Consider the following 23,720-nt stretch of genomic DNA (forward strand, 5'->3'; position numbering starts at 1 on the left):
TCTCAGGTCCGAAAGGAATGGTCTGCTAGATGATCTTCTGACCGACCAGGTACTCGGCGATCTTCTTGCCGCCCTCACCCTCGTCGGTGACCTTCTCGCCCGCGGTCTTCGGCGGCTTCGGCGTCGAGGACAGCACCTTGGAGCCGGCATTGGCGACGCCGACCTCGTCGGCCTCGACGCCGATCTCGGCGAGCGTCAGCTTCGTCACTTCCTTCTTCTTGGCGGCCATGATGCCCTTGAAGGACGGGAAGCGAGGCTCGTTGATCTTCTCGTTCACGCTCACCACGGCCGGCAGGCTCGCTTCGAGAGTGAATACGCCGTCGTCGGTCTCACGCTCGGCGGTGACCTTGCCGTTCTCCACGGTCAGTTTGCGCACGTGCGTCAGCTGCGGCAGGCCGAGGTACTCGGCGATGATGGCCGGCACGGCGCCGCCGGTGCCGTCAGTGGCCTCGTTGCCCGCGATGACCAGCTCGGTGCCCTCAATGGTGCCCAGCGCGCGGGCCAGAGCCCAGCCGGTCTGCACCATGTCGGAGCCGTGCAGGCCCTCGTCGACCAGGTGAACGGCCTTGTCGGCCCCCATGGACAGCGCCTTGCGGATCGCCTCGGTGGCGCGCTCGGGACCGGCTGTCAGGACCGTGACGGTACTGTCGCCCCCCCCCTTCTCCTTGATCAGCAGCGCCTCCTCGACGGCGCGCTCGTTGATCTCGTCCAGCACGGCGTCCGCTGCCTCCCGGTCGAGGGTCCAATCACCCTCCGACAACTTGCGCTCGGACCACGTGTCAGGAACCTGTTTGATCAGGACCACGATGTTCGTCATGACTCTGGTTCGTCCTCCTCGATGAGGCCGCCAACCGGCCTGCATTACCACGTTCGAAGCAATCACCCCCATATTACCCGTGGGTAACTTGAGGGGGTTCGCAGAAACACCATAGCTGGTCGAAGTTTGCGTTCCGTTGCGCCCGTGGCAAGCGAAGAGTTCGCCATCTGTCCGTTAGGGGTTAGCCTGCCTTGCAATGAGCGCAACTGTGAGCAACGGCACGCGTGGGGACGACGTCCCCATGGCGTTGACCGGTGAGCGGACCGTGCCTGGCCTGGCCGAGGAGAACTACTGGTTTCGCCGTCACGAGGTGGTGTACCGGCGGCTGCTGGAGCGCTGCCGCGGCCGCGACGTGCTGGAAGCCGGCTGCGGCGAGGGCTACGGCGCCGACCTGATTGCCGACGTTGCCTCCAGCGTCATCGGCCTGGACTACGACGAATCCGCGGTGGCACACGTCCGCGCCAGGTATCCCCGCGTCGACATGCGGCACGGGAACCTGGCGAATTTGCCGCTGCCGGACGGCTCTGTCGATGTCGTCGTCAACTTCCAGGTGATCGAGCACCTGTGGGATCAGGGCCAGTTCGTCTCCGAATGCGCCCGGGTGCTGCGCCCCGGCGGAGTCCTTCTGATGTCGACACCGAACCGCATCACCTTCTCACCGGGCCGCGACACTCCCGTCAATCCGTTCCACACCCGGGAGCTCAACGCCGCCGAGATGACCGAGCTCCTCGAATCCGCCGGATTCGACATCGAAGGGCTTTACGGCATCTTTCATGGCGCTCGCCTTGCCGAGATGGACACCAGACACGGGGGCTCGATCATCGACGCGCAGATAGCGCGCGCACTGGCCGACGCGCCGTGGCCCGCGCAGCTACTCGCCGACGTGGAAGCCGTCACGATCGACGATTTCGATCTCATGGCCGCGTCGGCGCGCAACATCGACGACAGCCTGGACCTGGTCGCGATCGCGGTACGCGCGTGAGCGATCCGCCGCCCGTACCCGGGCTGTTCACCCTCGTCCTGCACACGCATCTGCCGTGGCTTGCGCATCACGGGCGATGGCCGGTGGGCGAAGAGTGGCTCTACCAGTCCTGGTCTGCCTCCTACCTCCCGCTGATCCGGGTACTGCGCACGCTGGCCGCCGAGAACCGCAGGCATCTGATCACCCTCGGCATCACACCCGTAGTGGCTGCGCAACTGGATGATCCGTACTGCTTGCAGGGCATGCATCACTGGCTGGGGAACTGGCAGCTCCGGGCCCTCGAGGCCGCGTCGACCCGCGTCGCCTCCGGCACATCACCGGCATCAGAACCGAAAGCGTTGCGGCAGTTCGGGACCCGCGAGTACGCCGAGGCAGACCGCGAACTCGGCGAATTCGACACGCTGTGGCGGCACGGAGCGAGTCCGTTGGTGCGCGAGCTGCTCGACGGCGAGGTCATCGAGTTGCTGGGCGGGCCGCTTGCCCACCCCTTCCAGCCGCTGCTTAATCCGCGGCTGCGCGAGTTCGCGCTGCGGGAGGGTCTCGCTGACGCACAAGCGCGGTTCGCCCACACACCCACTGGAATCTGGGCGCCCGAGTGCGCATACGCACCTGGGATGGAGGCCGGCTACGCCGCCGCCGGGGTGGGTCACTTCATGGTGGACGGCCCCTCACTGCGCGGTGACACCGCGCTGGGACGGCCGGTCGCCGATTCCGACGTCGTGGCGTTCGGCCGCGACCTGCAGGTCAGCTACCGCGTGTGGTCTCCGAGATCCGGCTACCCCGGCCATGCCGCCTACCGCGACTTCCACACCTACGACCACGCCACCGGCCTCAAACCCGCGAGAGTGACCGGCCGCAACGTGCCCTCCGACGACAAAGCACCCTACGACCCCGCGCGCGCCGACGCCGCGGTGGACGTCCACGTGGCCGATTTTGTCGAAACGGTTCGCCAGAGGTTGTCCGCCGAGAGTGCGCGCATCGGCAGGCCCGCACATGTGGTCGCCGCATTCGACACCGAACTGTTCGGCCATTGGTGGTACGAGGGACCGCTGTGGCTGGAGCGGGTGCTGCGCGCGCTGCCCGCCGCGGGAATCCGCGTCGGTACGCTCTCCGACGCAATCAGCGACGGCTACGTCGGCTCACCTGTCGAATTGCCGCCCAGCTCCTGGGGTTCGGGTAAGGACTGGCAGGTGTGGTCGGGCGAGAAGGTCGCCGACCTGGTGCAGCTCAACAGCGAGGTCGTCGAGTCGGCGTTGAGCACCGTCGACAAGGCCCTCGCGCACGGCGCATCGTTGGGTTCGCCCGTATCAAGGGATTTCGTGGCCGACCAAATTCTGCGCGAAACGCTGCTGACCGTCTCCAGCGACTGGCCTTTCATGGTCAGCAAGGACTCGGCGGCCGACTATGCGCGCTACCGGGCGCATCTGCACGCGCACGCGACCCGAGAGATCGCCGCGGCGGTAGCTTCCGGCCGCCACGAACAGGCGCAGCGGCTGGCCCAGGGGTGGAACCGCGCCGACGGGCTGTTCGGCGCGCTCGACGCGCGAAGGCTACCCGCCCCGTGAAGCTGAAAATCCTTCTGGTGTCTTGGGAGTACCCACCGGTGGTGATCGGCGGGCTCGGCCGTCACGTCCATCACCTGGCGACCGAACTCGCGATGGCGGGCCACGAGGTCGTCGTGCTCAGCCGGCGCCCCACCGCCACCGATCCGCAGACGCATCCGACCACCGACGAGGTGCACGAGGGCGTGCGGGTGATCGCGGCGGCAGAGGATCCGCACGAGTTCACGTTCGGCACCGACATGATGGCGTGGACGCTCGCGATGGGGCACGCGATGATTCGCGCCGGACTGGTACTCGCCGACTGGCGGCCCGACATCGTGCACGCGCACGACTGGCTCGTCGCCCAGCCCGCCGTTGCGTTGGCCCAATTCTTCGACGTTCCACTGGTTTCCACCATCCACGCGACCGAGGCAGGTCGTCATTCGGGCTGGGTCTCCGGTGCGGTGAGCCGTCAGGTGCATGCGCTGGAGTCATGGCTGGTGCGTGATTCCGATTCCCTGATCACATGTTCGGCGTCCATGCGTGATGAGATCAGCACACTGTTCGGGCCGGAGATCGCCGAGACCGCGGTGATTCCGAACGGGATCGACACCGAAGGGTGGCCGTTCGCCCACAGGCGACGGCATTCGGGGCCCGCCGAGCTGCTGTATTTCGGCCGCCTGGAGTACGAGAAGGGGGTACACGACGCGATCGCCGCCCTGCCCAGGATCCGGCGCACCCACCCCGGCACCACCCTGACGATCGCAGGCGACGGAACACAACTGGACTTCCTTCGCGAGCAGGCACGTAAACACAAGGTGCTCAAAGCGACCAATTTCGTTGGCCGCGTTGACCACTCGCAGCTTCTCGAGCACCTGCACCGCGCCGATGTGGCGGTGCTGCCGTCGCACTACGAGCCTTTCGGGATCGTCGCGCTGGAAGCCGCAGCCACCGGCACGCCCCTGGTCACGTCGACGGCGGGCGGGCTCGGCGAGGCGGTCATCAACGGCGTCACCGGCATCTCCTACCCGCCGAGCAACATCGGTGCTCTGGCCGATGCGGTCCGCACGGTGCTCGACTCCCCCGCTGCCGCCCAGCAGCGAGCGATCGCCGCGCGCGACCGGCTGACCTCAGACTTCGCCTGGGAGACGGTCGCTGCCGAGACGGCCCAGGTGTATCTGGCGGCAAAACGCGCCGTGCGTCGGCCGCAGCCGAGGCGGCCGATCGAGGAGCGCCCCCTGCCGGACCGGTGAGCGCTCGCGCGACGAGGAGGCCCCGGTCAGGCCTACTTCTTCTCCCGCCAGGCTCGTTCGAACGGCAGCCGCCAAGCATTGGGCGCGATCAACTGATGAATGGAGTTGGGCCCCCAGGTTCCCGGCTGATAGCTCTTCACCGCTGGTGGGTCGTTCAGTAGGTCCATCGAACGCTCCCACAGGGATTCGATGCCCTCGGCGGTGGTGAACAGCGTGTGGTCGCCGCGCATGGCGTCGAGGATCAGGCGTTCGTACGCTTCGAGCACGTCGCCGAGTTGCTCGGTCTCCTGGGTGGAGAACTGCATCGACATCTTCTCCAACTTCATTCCCGGTCCGGGCCGCTTGCCATAGAACGACAGCGAGACCTTCGAGGCGTCGGCGAGATCGAAAGTCAGGTGGTCAGGGCCCTGCGAGCCGACCCCCGACCCGGAAGGGAACATGGTGCGCGGGGCCTCCTTGAACGCGATCGAGATGATGCGCATGCCCTCGGCCATCTGTTTGCCTGTACGCAGGTAGATCGGCACCCCGGCCCAGCGCCAGTTGTCGATACCGACCTTAAGCGCGATGAACGTCTCCGTATCGGAATCCCTTGCCACACCGTCAAGTTCGCGGTAGCCAACGAACTGTCCGCGGACCACATCGCGACTTTCGATCGGCAGCATGGAGCGGAACACCTTGTTCTTCTCCTCGCTGATCGCCCTGGGCTCCAGCGCGGTGGGCGGTTCCATCACAACGAACGCCATCACCTGGAAAAGGTGGGTGACGACCATATCCTTGTACGCGCCGGTGCTCTCGTAGAAGTTGGCCCGCTCGTCGAGGCCTAGCGTCTCGGGAATGTCGATCTGGATGTGGTCGATGAAGTTGCGGTTCCAGATCGGCTCGAAAAGGCCATTGGCGAAGCGGAACGCCAGGATGTTCTGCGCCGCCTCCTTGCCGAGGAAATGGTCGATCCGGAAGATCTGCCGCTCCCGGAACGTCTGGTGCACGAAGTCGTTGAGCGCGACGGCAGTGGCCAGGTCGGTGCCGAACGGCTTCTCCATCACCACCCGCGAGCGCGTCACCAGATCAGCCTCGCGCAGCATCGTGATCACGGCCCGCGCCGCTTTCGGAGGCACCGACAGATAGTGCAGCCGATGCACTTCCGTGGTGTCGTCGACGGCGAGCCGCTGCTCGGCCTCCGCCACCGCACTGGCGAGCGCCTCAGGTCCCGCGGACTGCGGCACGTAGGTCAGGATCTTCGCGAAGTTCTCCCATTGCTCATCGGTGAGCTTGTGGGTGCCGTACTTGTCGATGGACTCCTTGGCCAGGGCCCGAAACTCGTCGTCGGTGAGGTCCTCCAACGACGTCCCGACGACCTGAACGTGCGGGGCCAGTTCAGATTGGTCCAGGTAGGCCATACCCGGGATCAGCTTGCGCTTCGCGAGATCACCCGTCGCACCGAACAGCACGATGACGTGAGGCGCCAACGGCTCCTCGTCCCTGCGGTAGGGCCGAGCGCCTGGAGCGGGATAGGAGATCGTCTGGGGCGTCCTTATGGTCACCGGGGAAATGCTGTCACCTGTGCCGCGCCGATGCATTCCTTGGCGCGAACGACCCGCCCGGAATCGCCTCGCGTCGTCAGCGTCTGTTTCTTCCTTGTCGGCCTCGTCCCTCGGCCGAGTCGTCAGCGTCTGTTTCTTCCTTGTCGGCCTCGTCCCTCGGCCGAGTCGTCAGCGCCTGTTTCTTCCTTGTCGGCCTCGTCCCTCGGCCGAGTCGTCAGCGCGCCGCCTTCTTGCGTTCGATGTCGGCCAGCGCGGCAGCCAGCTCGGCGCGCTCGGTAGCCGACGTCTCCCAGGACAGCTTGCGGTTTTTCACGACCTTGGCCGGGGCGCCGACGGCGATCGAGTAGTCCGGGATGTCCCCGCGGACCACCGCGTGAGATCCGAGCACACAGCCGCGGCCGATCGTCGTATTGCGCAGAACGCTGACCTTCACCCCGACCCAGGTGTCTGGCCCGATCCGCACCGGGCCCTTGACGATTCCCTGGTCTTTTATCGGCAACTCGATGCTGTCCATCTTGTGGTCGAAATCGCAGATGTAGCACCAGTCGGCCATCAGCACCGAATCGCCGAGCTCGATGTCGAGGTAGGTGTTGATGACGTTGTCGCGACCGAGCACCACTTTGTCGCCGATACGCAGGGAGCCCTCGTGGCAGCGGATGGTGTTCTTGTCGCCGATGTGCACCCACCGCCCGATCTCCATCTGCGACAGCTCCGGTGTCGCCTGGATCTCGACGCCCTTGCCGAGAAAAACCATGCCGCGGGTGATGATGTGCGGATTCGCGAGCTTGAACTTGAGCAGACGGAAGTATCGGACGAGATACCACGGCGTGTAGGCGCGGTTGGCGATGACCCATCTCAACGACGCGATCGTCAGAAACTTGGCTTGACGAGGATCCTTCAATCGCGAGCCTCGCCAGCGCTTGTGCAGCGGTGCGCCCCACATCGTCGTCATGGCCGGACAGCCTACGCGCCCATGGCACGGTGCAGCGGTTACCCTCACGTGGGCTCGAACTACAACGCGATCAGAAGGGATCTCGTGCTCCGGCGAATCACCGCGGTGGCTGTCACGGCGCTGACGACCGGTGTGCTCACCGGCTGCGGCGACACCGATTCCTGGGTCGACGCTCGCGCGGCCACTGGGTGGTCGGCGCAGTACGCCGACGCCGCGAACACGAGTTCCGCCCCGGTCGCGGGGGCAGAGAATCTGCGGCTGGAGTGGGGTCGGTCGGTCAAAGGCAGTCTCGCCGCTCAGGCCGCACTCGGGTCGGGCAACTACCTGGCCGTCAACGGGCAGACCGAGGCGGGCTGCTCGCTGATGGTCTGGGAGGTCAACAACCGGGCCCGACAGCGGTGGTGCACTCGGCTCGTACAGGGCGGCGGCATCGCCAGCCCGCTGTTCGACGGTTTCGATAATCTCTACATCGGTCAGCCGGGTCTGCTGCAGTCCTTCCCCTCGACCCAGTGGGTGCGGTGGCGCACCCAGGTGATCGGGCTGCCGCTGACGACCCGGATGGTCGCTCCAGGCCGACTGCTCGTGGTCACCCATCTCGGTCAGGTGCTGGTGTTCGACGCGCACCGCGGCACTGTGGCGGGCACGTCGCTGGATCTGGTCAACGGGCTGGACCCCACCGACTCCGAACGCGGACTTGCAGACTGCCGGCTGGCCCGGCCAGGTTGCCCGGTGGCCGCGGCCCCGGCCTATTCGGAAGCCACCGGCATGATCGTGCTGACGCTGTGGGAGCCCGATGCCGAAAAGCCGGTGCTGGTCGGCCTGCGCTATCAGCAGGGCCAGACCCCTGAGCTGACGCGCGAATGGACCAGCGACGTCGTCGGTGGCGGCCCGCTGGCCAGCCCGGTCTTATCGGCGGACGGTACGACGGTCTACGTCAACGGCCGTGACGAGCACCTGTGGGCCATCAACAGCGCCGACGGCACCGAGAAGTGGGCGGTGCCGCTGAACTATCTCGCGCAGACCCCCCCGTCGGTGACCCCGGACGGCTTGGTCATCGCCGGCGGCGGACCCGGTTCGCGGTTGACCGCGATTCGCGACACCGCCGAGGAAGGTGAAGAGGTCTGGACTCAACAGGACACATCTCCGCTGACGACGTCGAGTCTCGCCGAGGTCGGATACGCCGTCGTGCGCGACGAGAGTGACCCGGAGGGCTTGGCGCTCCTCGTGTTCAGCCTCGGCGACGGCAGCACCCTCAACACCTATCGGCTTCCGAACGCCAGTGGGTGGCCGGTCGGGGTGTCGATCGGGCACGACCGGCGCGTGGTCGCGGCGACCAGCGACGGCCAGATTTACGGCTTCGCGCCGGAATGACCGGAAAATGACCGGTCCGATAACAGCGATTTCACAGTAATGCAACACCGGCCGTGCCCGACTCTGCGAGCATGCGTGCGGTAGTTCCACTCGATGCGATGACGAAGGATGCGAATTGTCTGACTTCCTCAGTACCGTCAACGGCCTGGTTTGGCACGAGACACTGGTGTACCTCTGCTTGGCCGCGGGCGTGTACTTCTCCATTCGATCTCGTTTTGTCCAGGTGCGCCAGATCCCTGAAATGGTGCGGCTCATGCTCAAGGGCGAGAAGTCGCCCTCCGGAGTCTCCAGCTTTCAGGCCCTGACCATGTCGCTGGCCGGCCGGGTCGGCACCGGCAACATCGCCGGTGTGGCGACGGCCATCGCATTCGGTGGACCGGGTGCGCTGTTCTGGATGTGGACGGTGGCCTTCCTGGGAGCGTCGACCTCGTTTGTGGAATGCACCCTCGGTCAGATCTACAAAGACCGCGACAAACTGACCGGCGAGTACCGCGGCGGGCCGGCGTACTACTTCAGCACTGCGCTCTCCCACACAGCGGCAGCCGGAGCCATGAAGATCTACGGATACGTATTCGCCGCGGTCACCCTGCTGGCAATGGGTTTGCTGCTGCCGGGCGTGCAGTCGAACTCGATGGCATCGGCAATGAGTTCGGCATGGGGTTTCTCCAAGTGGTGGGTGGCGGTCGGCACGGTGATCGTGCTGGCGTTCGTGATCATCGGCGGCGTCAAGCGCATCGCGACGTTCGCCTCGATCGTCGTGCCCTTCATGGCCGTCGTGTACATCGTGCTGGCGCTGGTGGTCGTTCTGTTCAACGCCTCGGAGATCCCGGCCATCCTCTCGTTGATCTTCTCCAGCGCCTTCGGCATCGACTCGGCCTTCGGGGCCATCATCGGGCTCGCGGTGATGTGGGGCGTCAAGCGTGGCATCTACTCCAATGAGGCCGGTCAGGGCACCGGCCCGCACGCGGCGGCCGCTGCAGAGGTGTCGCATCCCGCCAAGCAGGGGCTGGTGCAGGCGTTCGCGGTGTACGTGGACACCTTGTTCGTCTGTTCGGCGACCGGCTTTCTCATTCTGTCCACCGGTGCTTACCGGGTTTTCGAAGGCGGAACCGCCGACGGCGCGGTGATCCGCGAGGGCGGCACCATCCTGCCCGCTGACGCCGAGGTCGGGCCCGCGTTCGCTCAGACCGGCTTCGACACGTTGTGGAGCGGCGCCGGATCCAGCTTCATCGCGATCTCGCTGGCTTTCTTCTGCTTCACGACGATCGTGGCCTACTACTACATGGCAGAAACCAACCTGCGCTTCATGCTGGGTCGCTTCGCGACGGTGAATGCCCGCTTCTTGCCCGGCTCGTTGGGCACCACCATGACGATGCTGCTGCAGGCGCTGATCCTGGTTTCGGTCACCCTGGGAGCGGTGTCGACCGCCTCGGATGCGTGGACCCTCGGCGACATCGGCGTGGGGCTGATGGCGTGGCTCAACATCATCGGGATCTTGATCCTGCAGCAGCCCGCCTACAAAGCCCTGTGGGATTACGAGAGGCAGAAGAGGGACGGCCTGGATCCGGTGTTCGACCCGCTGGCGCTCGGGATCCAGAACGCGACGTTCTGGGAGAACTACGATCCTGCCACCGGCAAAGACCGGGAGCGGGCTAAGACGTAGCCGGGGGCAGCGTCAGCATCGACGCGATGGCCGAGCGCGGGACGGTGGCCTGCAGTGCACCGCCCGCGCCGGCCATGATCTCGCCCTGGCCGAAGTAGAAGATCACCGAGTCGTCGGTGATGGCGAACTCGGTGTACTTGGCCGGGTCGAGGCCTGCTGACGGTGAGATAGGAGCATCGACGCCGAGCTGGCGCGAGATGTCGGCCTGCACTATCGGGAAGATGACGTTCAACGGCTCAGCGCCCGGTGTGAACAGCGTGTCGAAGGTGATGGGCGCCTTTTTGGCGACGTCCCAGTTGAACGATTTGAACCACGTCTGCGGATGCGCACCGCCCACGTTCTCGTACATCTCGAACACCACACTGCGGGTGCCGCCGTCCTCGGGGCCGGTGCGGTACCCGGTTCCTCGACCGTCGAGAACGTACGGCAGGTTCCACGACCCGGGCATCTCGGAGACGTTGACGAAACCGTCCCGCGTCTGCTTGAGGTATGCGGTGAGCGCCTGCTGGTCGGGATAGTCGGCGGGGAACGTGTAATCCAGCCGGTAGGTGGGGTTTTCGGTATGCACGCGACAGATCTGGTCGGCGTCGACCAGGCCACCCAGTTCGACGCACGCCGACGGGTCGGCGGCAACGACCGGCTGGGCGAGCGCCGTGGGCGCGGTCGACAAACCGACCGAGAGACCGGCCACTGTCAGAGCAGCAGCGAGAATGCGCATCGTCGACGTCCTCAGGATTGGGGGGCTATACACAAGATTTCGGTGCTGGTGTCAGCGCCGTTACGGCCAGGGTACGTGAGCTTTCAACGTGATGGACGACATAGGAATGCCGTTGCCCGGCTTGCCGCACCGGCGCCCAGCCGGGTGATGACGACCGTCGCCTGCATGGAGCCGCGCAGGCGCATCCGTGCGCGCAGGGCGTCGGGGTCGACGTCGACACCGCGGACCAGAATTTCGACCGACCCGACGTCGCGGGCGGAAAGCGCCTGGCGGAGGTGACGTTCGCTGAAGGCCAGAATCTCCAGCACCTCGAAGCCACGAACGCCGTCGGGCAGGTGATCGCCGGACAGATAGGCGATGTCGGGATCGAGCTGCCACAGACCGTGCCGGACGGCATAGTGGCGGACCAGACCGGCGCGCACGACAGCCCCGTCGGGATCGACGATCCAGCGTCCGGCGGCGGCGACGCCGCAGTCGTCGGGCGCGGTGTTGTCGATCTGTTCCCCGGTGTCGAGCATCGTGGCCCGCCGGCGCACTCCCCCGCCTCCGAGTCCGCGCGACCACAGGCACGCCTCCCGGACGCTGCCACCTAGCGACGTCACCTCGATCTCACCGTCGAAACCCATCTGCCCGACGATCGTGAAATCGATTCCCGGAGCGCACTTCACGGCGAACTCGCGGTGACGCAGCACGTCGAGAAGCTCGTCGAGCGGTGGTAGGTAGGCGCGCGGGTCGAAGCGGCGACGTGTTCCGCTGCGGCGGGCGGGATCGACGAGGACGACCGCGTTGCCGGTCACGGGCCGCAGCGCGTCCGCCCGGCAGAGCGCAACGGCAGGGCCGTCGAGTCCGAGGTTGTGGCCGGCCATCGCCAGCCGCACCGGGTCGGTATCGCTGCCCAGGGTGAAACTGGCCGAATGACGAAGCGCCGCAAGCTCGGTGCCAATGGAGCACGTGGCGTCATGGACGACGGCGCCGGCGAGACGTCTGGCGCGATGCCTGGCCACCGGTTCTGCTGTCGCCTGCTGCAATGCGTCATCGGTGAACAGCCAGTCCGCAGCGTGGGCGAATTTCGCCGCCGCCTTGCGACGCAGCTTGACGGTCTCCACGAGAATCGCGGTGCGATTACCGAAATACGTTCTCGCCGAAGCGATGTCCGAGATCAGCGAGGAGTCGGTCAGGCCGTAACGCGCGACCTCGGCCAACGCCAGACGGCCCGCATCGCTGCGCAGGTACCCGACATCGTCGAGGCCGAAGGCTACGACTTCTCAGCCTCCGGCTTGACCCCCGTCACCATCACGTTGTAAAACCAGCCCTTCGGGACCACCCGGCGCAAGACGTTGGCGTCCACCCACGACAGCGTCATCCAGCTGCCGAACGCGAATTTCGCCCAGCCCCAACCCAATCGTCCCGGCGGAACAGCCGCCTCGAACGTGCGGATCGGCCAGCCCAGCATCGCCGCGGTGAATTCCTCGCTGGCGGTGCGCACCTCGATGGCGCCCGCGTTGCTCGCCATTCTCTCGAGGTCGGCGGGATCGAACGTGTGCAGATCGACGACCGCCTCCAGAGCAGCGGCGCGCGACGATTCGTCGAGCTCGGCTTGCGGGCGGCGCCAGTCGGCCAGCAGTGGCAGTTTCGTGATGTTGGTCGCCGCATGCCACGTCAGGGTGGAAAGCTCACGGGCGTAGCGGTTTCCGACCGTCGTCGGTTCACCGGCGAACACGAAGCGACCGCCCGGCTTGAGCACCCGCACGACCTCACGCAACGACAGTTCGACATCGGGGATGTGGTGCAGGACCGCATGGCCGACCACGAGGTCGAACGCGTTGTCCTCGTAGGGGATGCCCTCGGCGTCGGCGACGCGACCGTCGATGTCCAGCCCCAGCGATTGACCGTTGCGGGTAGCCACCTTGACCATGCCCGGCGACAGGTCGGTCACCGAACCCCGCCGGGCGACGCCGGCCTGGATGAGGTTGAGCAGAAAGAAGCCAGTGCCGCACCCGAGCTCCAGCGCCCGGTCGTAGGGCAGCTCACGCTGGACCTCGTCGGGCACCGCGGCGTCGAATCGTCCACGGGCGTAGTCGACGCAGCGCTGGTCGTAGGAGATCGACCACTTCTCGTCGTAGGTCTCGGCCTCCCAGTCGTGATAGAGGACCTGGGCCAGCTTCGTGTCGTGCATCGCGGCTTCAACCTGTTCCTTGGTCGCGTGCGGCGTCGGAGCCGGGACGGCGACATCAGGGTTCGGAGCCGGGACGGCGACATCAGGGTGGACGCCTGGTTCCTTCGTTTCCGTCATCAGGGCAGCCTAACGTCTTGCAAACGATGCTTTCGCCGCAGCCAGCACCTGCGGCGGATAGTCCACGAAGCGCTTCGCCCAGGCGAGCGCGGCGTCGTATACACCGTCGGGAGCCACCATCTCGTCGATCAGTCCGAGCTCCAGGGCCTCCCGCGCGTCGACGAACCGTCCGCTGAACACCAGGTCCTTGGCTTTGCTCTCACCGACGACATCGGCCAGCCGGCCCGCCCCGTCACCCACCGGCGCCAAACCCGCAAGGATCTCTGTCGCGCCGAACTTGACGTTGTCGCCGCTGACCCGCCAGTCGGCGGACAGGGCCAGCGTCAGGCCTGCGCCGAGCGCGTAGCCGGTGATCGCGGCGACGGTGGGCTTCGGGATATCCGTCAACGCCTGGATCGCTTCCTGACAGGCGCGCGCCGCCACCGCGGCCTCGTCGGGCGTGAGGGTCTGCAGCTCAGGCATGTCCTCGCCTGCAGAGAAGATCTCGTGACCACCGAACACGATGACGGCGGCGATGTCGTCGCGGGCGCCGATCTCGGCCGCCGCCTCGGTGAGCTCGCGGTAAACCTGACGGGTCAGGGTGTTGGTGGGCGGCCGCGACAGGAGCAGTGTTGCGACACCGCGCCCGGCACTGACCTCGGGGTGGACGCCTTCCTCATTGACAATGACGGCGACGAACTCCCTCACGTGAGCGGAGCCCCGTCGGTGTATCCCTGTGGCGCGCGCCTGTCGCGCGCCTCGTTGTAGCGGTCGCTGTTGAAGAACTCGATCTCCCAGTTGCCGCCGTTCTTGGCCTCCAGGGACGGTTCGATCGCCACAATCTTGCGTTCCACCGCCAGTACCTCGGCGACGGTGCGTCCGTTGAGTGCGTCGAGCTGGGTCCACGTCGGAGGCAACAGGAAGCTGCGGCCCTCGGCGAAGTCATCGAGCGCGGCTTGCGGGGTCACCCAGTCGGCCTTGTCGGTCTCGGTGTTGTCCCCGTCGGCCCGCTGCCCCTGCGGCAGCGCACCCACGAAGAAATACGTGTCGTAGCGCCGGGTGCGCTCCTCTTTCGGGGTCACCCAATTCGCCCAGGGCCGCAGCAGGTCCGTCCGCAACACGAGCTTCTCCGAGCGCAGGAACTCCCCGAAGGACAGCGATTTGTTCTCCAGCGCGGCGCGCTGCTCGCGGTACACCGATGCGTCGTCGACCAGCAGGTCCGGGTCGTCGGCCGGGCCTGCGAACAGCACGCCTGACTCCTCGAAGGTCTCCCTGGCTGCGGCGCACACCAGCGCCTCGGCGAGTTCTTCGTCGACACCGAAGCGTTGCGCCCACCACGTCCGGTCGGGTCCGTGCCAGGCGACGTCGGCGTTGCGGTCACGGTCGTCGACGCCTCCACCGGGGAAGACCATGACGCCGGCGACGAAGTCCATCGCCGCGTGCCTGCGCATCAGGAAGACCTTGATGCCTTCTGGCGTATCGCGCACCAGCATCACAGTCGCAGCGGGCCGCGGAACCAGGGGATCTGCGGTCATGTCTGCTCCTCGCGCAAGCGCTCGTCGGTCATGTCTGCTCCTCGCGCAAGCGCTCGTCGGTCATATCTGCTCCTCGCGCAAGCGCTCGTCGGTCATGTCGGCTCCTCGCGCAAGCGCTCGTCGGTCATATCTGCTCCTCGCGCAAGCGCTCGTCGGTGGTCATGCACGCCTCCTGTGCGCCGCGCGGCTTCGGACCCGCCGCGCGAAGTAGCGTCCGTCGAGCACATCGAGGGCGATGGACTGACCGAAAGCCGTGGAGAGATTCTCGGCGGTGAGCACATCGGTCAGGAGACCGGCGTCGACCACCCTGCCCTCCGACAGGATCAGGCAGTGGGAGAACCCCGGCGGAATCTCTTCGACGTGGTGAGTGACCAGCACCAGGGCCGGCGCGTCCGGGTCGGCGGCGAGGTCGCTCATGCGGGCGACGAGCTCTTCGCGGCCACCCAGGTCGAGGCCGGCCGCGGGTTCGTCGAGCAGCAGCAACTCGGGATCGGTCATCAGGGATCGCGCGATCAGCACCCGCTTGCGTTCACCCTCGGACAGGGTGCCGTAGGTGCGCTCGGCGAGGTGTTCGGCTCCGACGCTTTCCAGCATGTCGATCGCCTGCTCGTAGTCGACGTCGTCGTAGCGCTCCCGCCAGCGGCCCATCACGGCGTAGCCGGCGGACACGACGAGGTCGCGCACCACCTCGTCGTCGGGAACGCGCTGCGATAGGGCGGCGCTACTCAGGCCGACACGGGACCGCAACTCGGACATGTCGACCCGGCCGAGCCGTTCACCGAGCACGTAGGCAGTGCCCGACGACGGATGTTCCATGGCCGCGGCCATGCGCAGCAGCGAGGTCTTGCCCGCCCCGTTGGGACCGATCACCACCCAGCGCTCGTCGAGTTCGACCGACCATGTCACGGGTCCGACAAGGACCCGGCCGTTGCGGCGCAGACTGACCTTCGCGAAGTCGATCAGCAGGTCGGGGTCGGCTGCTTCTTCTTCCTCGACAGGCACCCGCCCATCGTAGTCAGCCGGGTTCGGCGGGCACCCCCGCGCTCGTTCACCCTGAAATCGCCCAGCCTGCCGCGCCGTTGAGGATCACTCGGTCGGCGGCCCGCGCCGTCGGCGACACCAGAGCCGCGTTGACCTGGTCGACGTCGGCCACCCACGCTCGTGCGGCGCCGGGAGGTTTGCCGAATTCGACGTGACGAGCGACGAGGCGGTCCAGGCGCAACGACTCGGCGGACTCCACGAACCACACGCGATCCATCGCGCGCCGCGCCCGCGCCCACGGTTCGGTGTCGAGCAGCAGGTAATTGCCCTCGGTGATCACCAGGCGGACGCCGGGGAGCACCACCAGTGCGGCGGCCAGCGGCTGCTCCAGGTCGCGATCGAAGCCGGGGACGTAGACCTCGGTCTGGGTCTCGTCCCGCACCCGTTCCAGCAGGTGTGCATATCCCGCCGGGTCGAACGTCTCCGGCGCGCCCTTACGGTCGAGCGTGCCCAGACGGCGCAGCTGGGCGTCGGCCAGGTGAAATCCGTCCATCGGCACGTGGGCCGCCCATCCCGAACCCCTGCGCTGCGCGATGCGCGCCAACAGGCATTCGACGAGCGTGGACTTGCCCGTTCCCGGGCTCCCCGCGATTCCGAGAACTGCGCGTGGGGCACGGTCGGCCAGCGCGATGGCGTCGTCAACGAGGCGATCGAGCGTGTCCTCTGCGCTCATCCCCGCGCGCCGGTGAGGGCCTGCGCATTTCTGAGGCCGTCGTGCACGAACCGCCGGGCGTGGGCGGCCAGGTCTTCGCCGTCGTCCCAGAGATTGCGCCAGATCGCGAGGTCGTTGGACAACCCGGGGGCCACCACAGCCGAGGAGAACGACTCGAAGGTCACCGGTCCGCGGTAGCCGATGTCGGCAAGCGCCCCGAAAAACTCGTCGAAGTCGATGTTTCCGGAACCGAGGTAGCCACGGTGGCTTTCCCCGATGTGGACATAGCCGAGGCGGTCGCCGCACTCGCGCACCGGGGTCGCGAAATCGTCCTCCTCGATGTTCATGTGATAGGTGTCGAGGTGGACGACGACGTTGTCGGCGCCGATGTCATCGGCGAGCCGCAGGCAGTCGCGGGCGGTGTTGACGACGTTGGTCTCGTAGCGGTTGCAGATCTCCAGTCCCAACGTGACGCCCGTCGGCTCGGCTTCGGCGGCCAGATCGCGAAGCACAGCAACGATGTTGGCGCGGCCCCGAGCGGTCAGCGGCTGCGTCGCCTTGCCGAAGGCGCTGTAGAGCGCCCCGGTCAACACTGTGGCGCCGATGTCGCGGGTGACCGCGAGAGACTCGCGCAGCAGCGCCGCTCCGCGCGCAACCACCTGGGGGTCTTCGCTGGAAATGTCGGCGTCCTTCGCGAGTCCACGCGAGCAGGCGGCCGATATTCCGTTGGCCGTCAACAGTTCCCGGGTCTTGGACCGGTCGATGCTGACGGCGTCGTGCAGCGAGAACTCCAACAGGTCGTAGCCCGCTTTGACGGTCTGCTCGATCGCGGTCTGCACGCTGGCAGGTCCGGTGTCGCCCACCCATACCAGCGCATGGACGCCGATCGGGTTGGGAACGTCGGTGGTCGGGGTCATCGATTCTCTCCTTGCAAAGCCGGGGAATGATCGCCAGGTCGTGCGCCGGTGATCAGCCCGACGATCTCGTCGCCGTTGGTGTCGGCGGTGCGCCGTCCCGCCACACAGTGGCCGGCACGCATGATCCATACCGCGTCGGACAGCCGCAGCACCTGGTCGAAGTTGTGGCTGATCAGCACGATGGCGTGGCCTTCGCCGCGCAGCCGGGTGATCAGCTCCTCCACCTTCGCGGTCTCCTGCACACCCAGCGCGGCGGTCGGCTCGTCCATGATGATCAACTTCGAGGTGAATCCCGCTGCCCGGCAAATCGATACGGCCTGCCGCTGTCCGCCGGAGAGTCGTCGCACCCGGGATTCGACAGCAGGGACGTTGACCGCGAGGCCGGACACCATGCGGTCGGCCTCGGCGCGCATCGCGCGTCGGTTGAGAATGCCGAAAGGCCCTAGCTTCCTTATGATTTCGCGGTTGAGGAACAGGTTCTGCCACACCGTGAGGTCTTCCACGAGGGCCAGGTTCTGATGCACGGTCTCGATGCCCGCCTCGCGGGCGTCGTGTGGAGAGCGGAAGTTCACCGTTTGGCCGTCGAAGGTGATGGTGCCCGAGTCGGGGGTGTGCACACCGCTCACGCAACGGATCAACGTCGACTTTCCGGCGCCGTTGTCGCCGACAATGGCTGTCACCTCGCCTCGGCGAGCATGCACGGTCACCCCACGAAGAGCGCGCACCTGACCGAAAGACAATGTCACATCAACGATTTTCAGCAGGGCGTCGTCGGGGACGTCCTCGGCGAGCGGACGCCGCGCGGCGGCCTGTGTCATTTCTGGAACCTCGTCAGGAAGGCTGCGGCGACCACGACGATGCCGACCGACAGCGGTTGATAGAACTGGGCGACACCCATCAGCGTCAGGCCGTTGACCAGAGCGGTCAGCAGGAGCGCGCCCACCACCGGACCGGCTATGGTGGCCCGCCCCCCGAACAGGCTCACCCCACCGAGCACCACTGCGGCCACCGAATTCAGCAGAAATGATGTGTTGGATGCCGGTTCGGCGGCACCGACCCTGGCTACCAGAAGCACAGCGGCGATCCCTGCCGAGCTGCCGGCGACGATGTAGACCGCCGTCTTGATCCGCGCCGTCGCCACGCCGGTCGCGGCGGCCGCTTCGGTGTTGCCGCCGGTGGCCAGCACGTGGGTGCCGAATCGCGTGTGGAACAGCACCACGTGCGCCAGAGCTGCCAACGCGATGGCGATGAGGAAGCTGTAGCCGAAGATCCAGACGGTGCCGGTCGACAGCTGCAGCAGCGGTCCGCTGATGATCGTCTTGGGTTTGCCGTCGGCGAGAATCAGCGCCGCGCCCGAGGCTGCCGACAGCATGCCGAGGGTGACGATGAAATCGGTTATCCTGCCGCGGGATACGAGCAGACCGTTGATGGCACCGACCGCGACGCCCGTCAGGACGGCAGCCACCACGGCGGCCAGAAGTCCGGTGTCGAACACCACCCCGAACACCACCGCCGACAGCGTCATCGCCGATGCGATCGACAGGTCGATGCCTGCGGTGGCGACGACGAAGGTCTGCCCTATCGCGAGCACGATGAGAATGGCCGCCGAGGTCAGCATCGACTGCAGGTTGCCCAGGCTCAGGAATGTCGGGTTGAGGATCTGGAACACGACGGCCAGGACGAGCAGCGCGATGGGTGCTGCCCAGGTGGCGAGGTTGGACGGGTCAAGGACGGCTCGCCAGCCGGCACGCTCCCTGCCGCTGCGGCCGGAGGTCTGCGGATCGGCGACGACCGCGGCGGTCACTTGGCCAGCTCCGCGAACGGATCGTCGTACGGTGCGGCCGGCTTGGGCGCCGAAGCCAGTGCGTCGTCCACGTTGGCCTTGGTGACGACCTGAACCGGGGCTTTGACGTTGGCCGGCAATTCCTTTCCGGCGGCTGCAGCCTTGCAGGCCTCCACGCCCATGGCGCCGATGACGTAGGGGAATTGCGCCACGACCGCGTCGATGCCGCCGGTCTTGACAGCCTCGAAGGCTTCCTTGTTGCCGTCGACGCTGATCACCTTGATTTTGCCGGTCATGCCCTTGTTGGCGATCGCCTGCGCCACGCCGAGCCCCATGTCGTCGTTGGCGACGAAGAACGCGCTGAGCGTCGGATTGGCGGTCATCAGGTCGGTGGCCCGGGTCAGGGCCATCTGGCGCTCCCAGTCGGCGGCCACCGTTGCGACGATGGTGATGTTTGGGGGCACCGCTGCGGTGAATCCGTCGAGACGCGCGGCGGAGGTGACGTCCCCCGACGTGCCGCCGATCAGCGCGACGGTGCCTCCGCCCGGAAGCAGCTTGCCCATTTCGGCCGCGGCTTGCGCCCCCGCGTCGTTGTTGTCGGTGCCGATGTAGGTCGCGATCTTGGCGTTGGCTGCCGTGGCGGCGTCGGCGTCGATCGGGCTGTCGATGTTGACGATCGGGATGTTCTTGGCCGACAGCGAAGCAATGCCCTGCACCAGGTTGGTGCCGGTGATGGGGTTGACAATGAAGCACGAGAAGTTCTGTCCCGCAAGCCCGTTGAGCTTGTCCGCCTGACCGGTGGTGTCGGTGATGGAGGTGGCGGCCTGAACCGTGACCTCGACTCCACTGTCGGAGGCCTGATCGTTGATCCCGGATTCCATGCTCTGGAAGAACGGATTGTCCAGACCCTTGACCACGGCGGCGAACTGACCCGACCCACCGCTGCTCGATGTGGAGCCCGAACACGCGCCGAGAGTCAGCGCCATCACGCCGGCCGTTGCCACCAGGACGGCTCCGCGACCCTTGGAAATGGAATGTGACATGTGCCTCTCCTCTGCGAGCAGACCGACGTGGTCTCTATTTCGGACTAGTGAAGTTCATATATATGTCTATTGTCAAGCAAAAAGAGGAAGGTTTCTGGTAAAAAGGAGTCCCACGAGGAGGGACGAGGCATGGATGGCGTGCTCAAGACGGGTTCCGTCGAGGCAGAAGCCGGGTCGCACGATTCCGCACCGGGCACCGGATCGGTGGGCGACGTCCTGAACCTCATCCGGCGCGCCGGAGGCTTGAGCAGGGCCGACATCATCGACAAGACACGTCTATCCCGCAGCACTGTGGCCGCCAGGCTCGACACCCTGCAGGCGGCCGGATGGATCTCCAGCGGCCAGACGACATCGGCCCGCGGCCGCCCGCCGAGCCACTTCTACTTTCGCGCAGACCAGGGCGCGCTGCTGTTGGCCGACGCGGGCGCGACCGGGGTGCGCGTCGCGGTCACCGATCTGCGCGGTCAGGTCTCCCGGGAAGCTCGTGAAGTGCTCGACATCACCATCGGGCCGGAGCCATGGTTGCGCGCCGTCGAGAATTTGTTCACCGAACTTCTGGACGCGGCGGACATCACCGCGGATTTCGTGCGCGGCATCGGGATCGCGCTGCCGGGCCCGGTCGATTTCGCCAGCGCAACAGTGGTGAGCCCGCCCATCATGACCGGCTGGGACGGCTACCCCATCCGGTCCTGGTTCGCCGGGAAGTTCGGCTGTCCGGTTCTCGTGGACAATGACGCCAACGCGATGACGCTGGGCGAGCACACGGCCCACTTCGCCGACAGCGACTCCCTGGTCATGGTCAAGGTCGCCACCGGCATCGGCGCGGGCATCATCGCGCAGGGACTCATCTACCGGGGCGCGGACGGAGCGGCCGGCGATATCGGGCACATCCAGATCAGTCCGCCGGAGGAGACCGTCGAGCCGCAGCCGGTCTGCCGTTGCGGCAACACCGGATGCATCGAGGCTTACGGCGGCGGCTGGGCACTCATGCGCGACCTCCGCGCCGGCGGCCGCGAGGTCTCTGCCGTCGCTGATGTCGCGCGGCTCATCGAATCGGGAGATCCGTTGGCGGTCAGCCTCGTTCGGCGGGCCGGCCGATTCATCGGCGTCGCCCTGTCCGACGCGGTGAGCCTGCTCAATCCGTCTGTCGTGGTCGTGGGCGGCGAACTGGCCGCGCGCACTCCCACCTTGATGGCGGGCATTCGCGAGAGTGTTTATGCGAGGTCACTGCCCCTGGCCACCCGTCGCCTGCAGATCGTCCCCGCACGACTGGGTGACCGATCCGGCACGGTGGGGCTCACGAGCATGCTGACCGATCACATCTTCGACGCACGCCGCATCGACGCCTCGCTGGGCTGAATCCACGCGGGCCCATCCACTCACCGCGAGTAGTCGGTCGGGCGTCAGCCGGACGAACAACTGCACCAGCGGCCCGATGCCGAACGCATACACGACCGTGCCGATGCCGACCGTCCCGCCGAGGAGCCAGCCCACGGTGAGTACCGAGACCTCGATCGTGGTGCGCACCAACCGAACCGACCTTCCGGTGCGCACGACCAGCCCGGTCATCAGCCCGTCGCGTGGCCCCGGGCCGAGGCCGGCGCCGATGTAGAGGACCGTGCTGAACGCATTCAGCACCACCGCGCCCAGCATCAGCGCGATTCGCACCGTCATGGATGCCGGCGTGGGCAGAAGCCACAGCGCAAGATCGACGGTGACCGCGATGACGACGACGTTGGCAACGGTGCCGATGCCGGGCCGGTTCCGCAACGGGATCCAGGCCAGCAGGACTGCTACGCCGACCACCGCGGAGGCCAGTCCGATCGTCATCCCGGTCCTCAGCGCCAGGCCTTGATGGAAGACGTCCCATGGGTCCAGTCCCAGGCCACTTCGGACCATCATCGCCATCGACAGGCCATATCCCGAGAGTCCGGTAAGCAGCGCCAGTGTGCGCGTCAGCCCGGACAATTACGCGTGATCCGGGAAGTGCATGCGGATGGCGTCGAGCTCGCTGCGCACGCGGCGGGCGTCGGCGTCGCGGTCGTCGAGCATGCCGCCCATTGGCGGCATGTAGTAGAGATCGGCCAGTCGGTGTGCCAATCGAGATATCCAGTGACTCATAAAGCCAATGATCTTCTCGAAGTGGCTTGCCCTTCAATATCCAGTTGGGCGATACTGGCCGCAATGACCGAAGCACTGGCTACCAGATCGCTCGATGTGGACCTTATGGTCCGCGAGCTCGGCAACTGGCGGACGTCCAGTCGCAGCGGGCCCGCCTACATCGGCCTCTCCGATGCGATCCGCCTGTTGATCATCGACGGGCGGCTGCCCGTGGGCGCGCGGCTGCCGAGCGAGCGCGCGCTCGCCGACGCGCTGCGGGTGTCCCGCACCACCGTCACCGCCGCCTACACGCAATTACGCGACGACGGATATCTCAACGCCCGCCGCGGCGCGCGCAGCACAACCGCGCTGCCCGTCGCGCCGGTGGCGCCCGTCCGCCTCACGTCCACCGCGGCCAATCTCGCCGCCGCCACCCTGGCCGGACCCGCGGCTGCGCTCGCGCGCTCGTTCGCCGACGCCGCCGAACAGGTCACGCCGTATCTTCACGATATCGGCATCGAGCTGACCGGCGTTCCCGCACTGCGCTCGGCCATCGCGGAAAGATATTGTGCGCGTGGCCTTCCCACGGACCCTGACGAGATCATGGTGACGACGGGCGCGCTGCACGCGATCGGGCTGATCCTGGCGACTTACACCCAGCCCGACGACAGGGTGCTCGTCGAACAGCCCACCTATCACGGCGCGCTCGCCGCGATGGCCAACCGCGGCGTTCGACCCGTGCCTGTGGCGCTGGCCCCCGACGGTTGGGAGATCGACGCGGTGGAAGCCGCCATCCGTCAGCTCACGCCCAATCTGGCCTATCTGATTCCCGACAATCACAACCCGACCGGGATGACGATGCCGGTTGCGGACCGGAAACGGTTGGCGCAGATCATCAGTGAGAACCGCACCCGCACCATCGTCGACGAGACCATCACCGACATGTGGCTCGACGAGGAGGTGCCGCCACCGTTCGCATCGGTCGTGACGGCACGGCGGGACCTCGTGATGACGGTGGGCTCGATGTCGAAGTCCTTCTGGGGCGGGTTGCGGATCGGCTGGATCCGTGCGGACCGCAGCACGCTGGCGACGATCGGTGCGCTGCGACCGGCGATAGACATGGGCACCCCCATCGTCGAACAGATCGCTGCCGCAAGCCTTCTCGCCGCGGAAGACGAGGTGTTGCCCGAACGGCGCGACATTCTGCGATCGCGACGTGCTCTGCTGCTGCGACTGTTGGATCAGCATCTGCCGGACTGGGAGCCCGTGCCCGGCAAGGGCGGGCTGTCGCTGTGGGTGCGGCTGCCTGCGCCGATGAGCTCTGCGTTGTCGGCTGCCGCGTCCCGGATGGGCTTGGAGATCCCGCCCGGCCCGCGGTTCGGACTCGACGGAACACTCGAGCGCTTCATCCGGGTGCCGTTCACGCTGCCCGACGATCGGCTCGTCGAAGCCATCGAACTGCTCGCGCGCGCGTGGCGCAGCGTCACGGGCCTCACCGCCCCGGAACCAACCACCGTCGTCGTGTGACAACCTCCGCCG

At 66.7% G+C, this 23,720-nt stretch carries 22 protein-coding genes and 1 pseudogene; 7 read left to right on the top strand and 16 right to left on the bottom strand.

Going from position 1 to position 23,720, the window contains the following annotated elements:
• Positions 1 to 25: 25 nt before the first annotated feature.
• Positions 26 to 817 carry an electron transfer flavoprotein subunit beta/FixA family protein gene (locus AWC12_RS12845; RefSeq protein ID WP_085174731.1) on the bottom strand — a complete coding sequence of 264 codons (792 nt, stop codon included), beginning with the start codon at positions 815 to 817 and terminating at the stop codon, positions 26 to 28.
• 196 nt (positions 818 to 1,013) lie between these two features.
• Here AWC12_RS12845 and AWC12_RS12850 point away from each other — a divergent pair, with 196 nt between their 5' ends.
• From AWC12_RS12850 to AWC12_RS12860, 3 genes are read left to right on the top strand one after another with little or no spacing between them, the layout of a single operon-like run.
• The gene (locus AWC12_RS12850) at positions 1,014 to 1,799 is read left to right on the top strand and encodes a class I SAM-dependent methyltransferase (protein ID WP_085174732.1); all 786 of its coding nucleotides are present in this window, start codon (positions 1,014 to 1,016) and stop codon (positions 1,797 to 1,799) included.
• Positions 1,796 to 3,364: a 1,4-alpha-glucan branching protein domain-containing protein gene (locus AWC12_RS12855; RefSeq protein WP_085174734.1), complete on the top strand. Its 1,569-nt coding sequence runs from the start codon at positions 1,796 to 1,798 to the stop codon at positions 3,362 to 3,364. The genes AWC12_RS12850 and AWC12_RS12855 overlap by 4 nt, the downstream gene beginning before the upstream one ends.
• Positions 3,365 to 3,366: 2 nt before the next feature.
• The gene (locus AWC12_RS12860; protein WP_110808634.1) at positions 3,367 to 4,593 is read left to right on the top strand and encodes a glycosyltransferase family 4 protein; all 1,227 of its coding nucleotides are present in this window, start codon (positions 3,367 to 3,369) and stop codon (positions 4,591 to 4,593) included.
• Between the two features lie 32 nt (positions 4,594 to 4,625).
• Here AWC12_RS12860 and zwf read toward each other — a convergent pair whose 3' ends face one another.
• Together zwf and AWC12_RS12870 are read right to left on the bottom strand one after the other, a co-directional pair.
• On the bottom strand, positions 4,626 to 6,170 hold the full coding sequence (gene zwf, locus AWC12_RS12865; RefSeq protein WP_085174738.1) for a glucose-6-phosphate dehydrogenase: 1,545 nt from the start codon (positions 6,168 to 6,170) through the stop codon (positions 4,626 to 4,628).
• 178 nt (positions 6,171 to 6,348) lie between these two features.
• Positions 6,349 to 7,086 carry an acyltransferase gene (locus AWC12_RS12870; protein ID WP_085174740.1) on the bottom strand — a complete coding sequence of 246 codons (738 nt, stop codon included), beginning with the start codon at positions 7,084 to 7,086 and terminating at the stop codon, positions 6,349 to 6,351.
• Positions 7,087 to 7,170: 84 nt separating this feature from the next.
• Here AWC12_RS12870 and AWC12_RS12875 point away from each other — a divergent pair, with 84 nt between their 5' ends.
• Complete coding sequence (locus AWC12_RS12875; protein ID WP_024447835.1) at positions 7,171 to 8,457, top strand: BamB-related PQQ repeat family beta-propellar protein; 1,287 nt, start codon at positions 7,171 to 7,173, stop codon at positions 8,455 to 8,457.
• Positions 8,458 to 8,572: 115 nt separating this feature from the next.
• A complete protein-coding gene (locus AWC12_RS12880; RefSeq protein ID WP_024447834.1) occupies positions 8,573 to 10,120 on the top strand; it encodes an alanine/glycine:cation symporter family protein in 1,548 nt (515 codons plus the stop codon).
• Here AWC12_RS12880 and AWC12_RS12885 read toward each other — a convergent pair.
• The 11 genes from AWC12_RS12885 to AWC12_RS12935 form a co-directional block, all read right to left on the bottom strand.
• Positions 10,110 to 10,838 carry an esterase gene (locus tag AWC12_RS12885; RefSeq protein WP_024447833.1) on the bottom strand — a complete coding sequence of 243 codons (729 nt, stop codon included), beginning with the start codon at positions 10,836 to 10,838 and terminating at the stop codon, positions 10,110 to 10,112. The genes AWC12_RS12880 and AWC12_RS12885 overlap by 11 nt on opposite strands.
• Before the next feature lie 83 nt (positions 10,839 to 10,921).
• Positions 10,922 to 12,067 carry a THUMP-like domain-containing protein gene (locus AWC12_RS12890; RefSeq protein WP_207576432.1) on the bottom strand — a complete coding sequence of 382 codons (1,146 nt, stop codon included), beginning with the start codon at positions 12,065 to 12,067 and terminating at the stop codon, positions 10,922 to 10,924.
• Between the two features lie 26 nt (positions 12,068 to 12,093).
• The gene (locus tag AWC12_RS12895; RefSeq protein ID WP_085174744.1) at positions 12,094 to 13,131 is read right to left on the bottom strand and encodes a class I SAM-dependent methyltransferase; all 1,038 of its coding nucleotides are present in this window, start codon (positions 13,129 to 13,131) and stop codon (positions 12,094 to 12,096) included.
• A 9-nt stretch (positions 13,132 to 13,140) separates the two neighbouring features.
• Positions 13,141 to 13,818 carry an enoyl-CoA hydratase gene (locus tag AWC12_RS12900; RefSeq protein WP_024448997.1) on the bottom strand — a complete coding sequence of 226 codons (678 nt, stop codon included), beginning with the start codon at positions 13,816 to 13,818 and terminating at the stop codon, positions 13,141 to 13,143.
• Complete coding sequence (locus AWC12_RS12905) at positions 13,815 to 14,645, bottom strand: NUDIX hydrolase (protein WP_085174746.1); 831 nt, start codon at positions 14,643 to 14,645, stop codon at positions 13,815 to 13,817. The genes AWC12_RS12900 and AWC12_RS12905 overlap by 4 nt, the downstream gene beginning before the upstream one ends.
• A 159-nt stretch (positions 14,646 to 14,804) precedes the next feature.
• Positions 14,805 to 15,647, bottom strand: a complete 843-nt coding sequence (locus AWC12_RS12910) for an ABC transporter ATP-binding protein (RefSeq protein WP_085174748.1) — start codon at positions 15,645 to 15,647, stop codon at positions 14,805 to 14,807.
• Between the two features lie 46 nt (positions 15,648 to 15,693).
• The gene (locus AWC12_RS12915; RefSeq protein ID WP_085174750.1) at positions 15,694 to 16,359 is read right to left on the bottom strand and encodes a nucleoside/nucleotide kinase family protein; all 666 of its coding nucleotides are present in this window, start codon (positions 16,357 to 16,359) and stop codon (positions 15,694 to 15,696) included.
• On the bottom strand, positions 16,356 to 17,255 hold the full coding sequence (locus AWC12_RS12920) for a sugar phosphate isomerase/epimerase family protein (RefSeq protein WP_085174752.1): 900 nt from the start codon (positions 17,253 to 17,255) through the stop codon (positions 16,356 to 16,358). The genes AWC12_RS12915 and AWC12_RS12920 overlap by 4 nt, the downstream gene beginning before the upstream one ends.
• On the bottom strand, positions 17,252 to 18,073 hold the full coding sequence (locus AWC12_RS12925; RefSeq protein ID WP_085174754.1) for an ATP-binding cassette domain-containing protein: 822 nt from the start codon (positions 18,071 to 18,073) through the stop codon (positions 17,252 to 17,254). Before AWC12_RS12925 ends, AWC12_RS12920 begins: the two co-directional genes overlap by 4 nt.
• The gene (locus AWC12_RS12930) at positions 18,070 to 19,059 is read right to left on the bottom strand and encodes an ABC transporter permease (protein WP_085174756.1); all 990 of its coding nucleotides are present in this window, start codon (positions 19,057 to 19,059) and stop codon (positions 18,070 to 18,072) included. The genes AWC12_RS12925 and AWC12_RS12930 overlap by 4 nt, the downstream gene beginning before the upstream one ends.
• Positions 19,056 to 20,081: a substrate-binding domain-containing protein gene (locus tag AWC12_RS12935; RefSeq protein ID WP_085174758.1), complete on the bottom strand. Its 1,026-nt coding sequence runs from the start codon at positions 20,079 to 20,081 to the stop codon at positions 19,056 to 19,058. The genes AWC12_RS12930 and AWC12_RS12935 overlap by 4 nt, the downstream gene beginning before the upstream one ends.
• A gap of 129 nt (positions 20,082 to 20,210) precedes the next feature.
• Between AWC12_RS12935 and AWC12_RS12940 the strand changes: the two are divergent.
• Positions 20,211 to 21,332: pseudogene (locus tag AWC12_RS12940) on the top strand (ROK family transcriptional regulator); the annotation flags it as partial.
• Here AWC12_RS12940 and yczE read toward each other — a convergent pair.
• Both yczE and AWC12_RS31090 read right to left on the bottom strand, forming a co-directional pair.
• Positions 21,306 to 21,989 (bottom strand): membrane protein YczE, encoded by a 684-nt coding sequence (gene yczE / locus AWC12_RS12945; protein ID WP_234814000.1) that lies wholly within the window; start codon positions 21,987 to 21,989, stop codon positions 21,306 to 21,308. The pseudogene AWC12_RS12940 and the gene yczE overlap by 27 nt on opposite strands.
• A 60-nt stretch (positions 21,990 to 22,049) precedes the next feature.
• Positions 22,050 to 22,202, bottom strand: coding sequence for a hypothetical protein (locus AWC12_RS31090; RefSeq protein WP_165762804.1), 153 nt, complete (start codon positions 22,200 to 22,202; stop codon positions 22,050 to 22,052).
• Between the two features lie 63 nt (positions 22,203 to 22,265).
• On the opposite strand from AWC12_RS31090, the gene yczR reads away from it, so the two are divergent.
• Positions 22,266 to 23,708 (top strand): MocR-like transcription factor YczR, encoded by a 1,443-nt coding sequence (gene yczR / locus AWC12_RS12950; protein WP_085174762.1) that lies wholly within the window; start codon positions 22,266 to 22,268, stop codon positions 23,706 to 23,708.
• Positions 23,709 to 23,720: the final 12 nt, after the last annotated feature.

This window comes from Mycolicibacterium iranicum (genome assembly GCF_002101705.1).
GTDB classification, from domain to species: domain Bacteria; phylum Actinomycetota; class Actinomycetes; order Mycobacteriales; family Mycobacteriaceae; genus Mycobacterium; species Mycobacterium iranicum.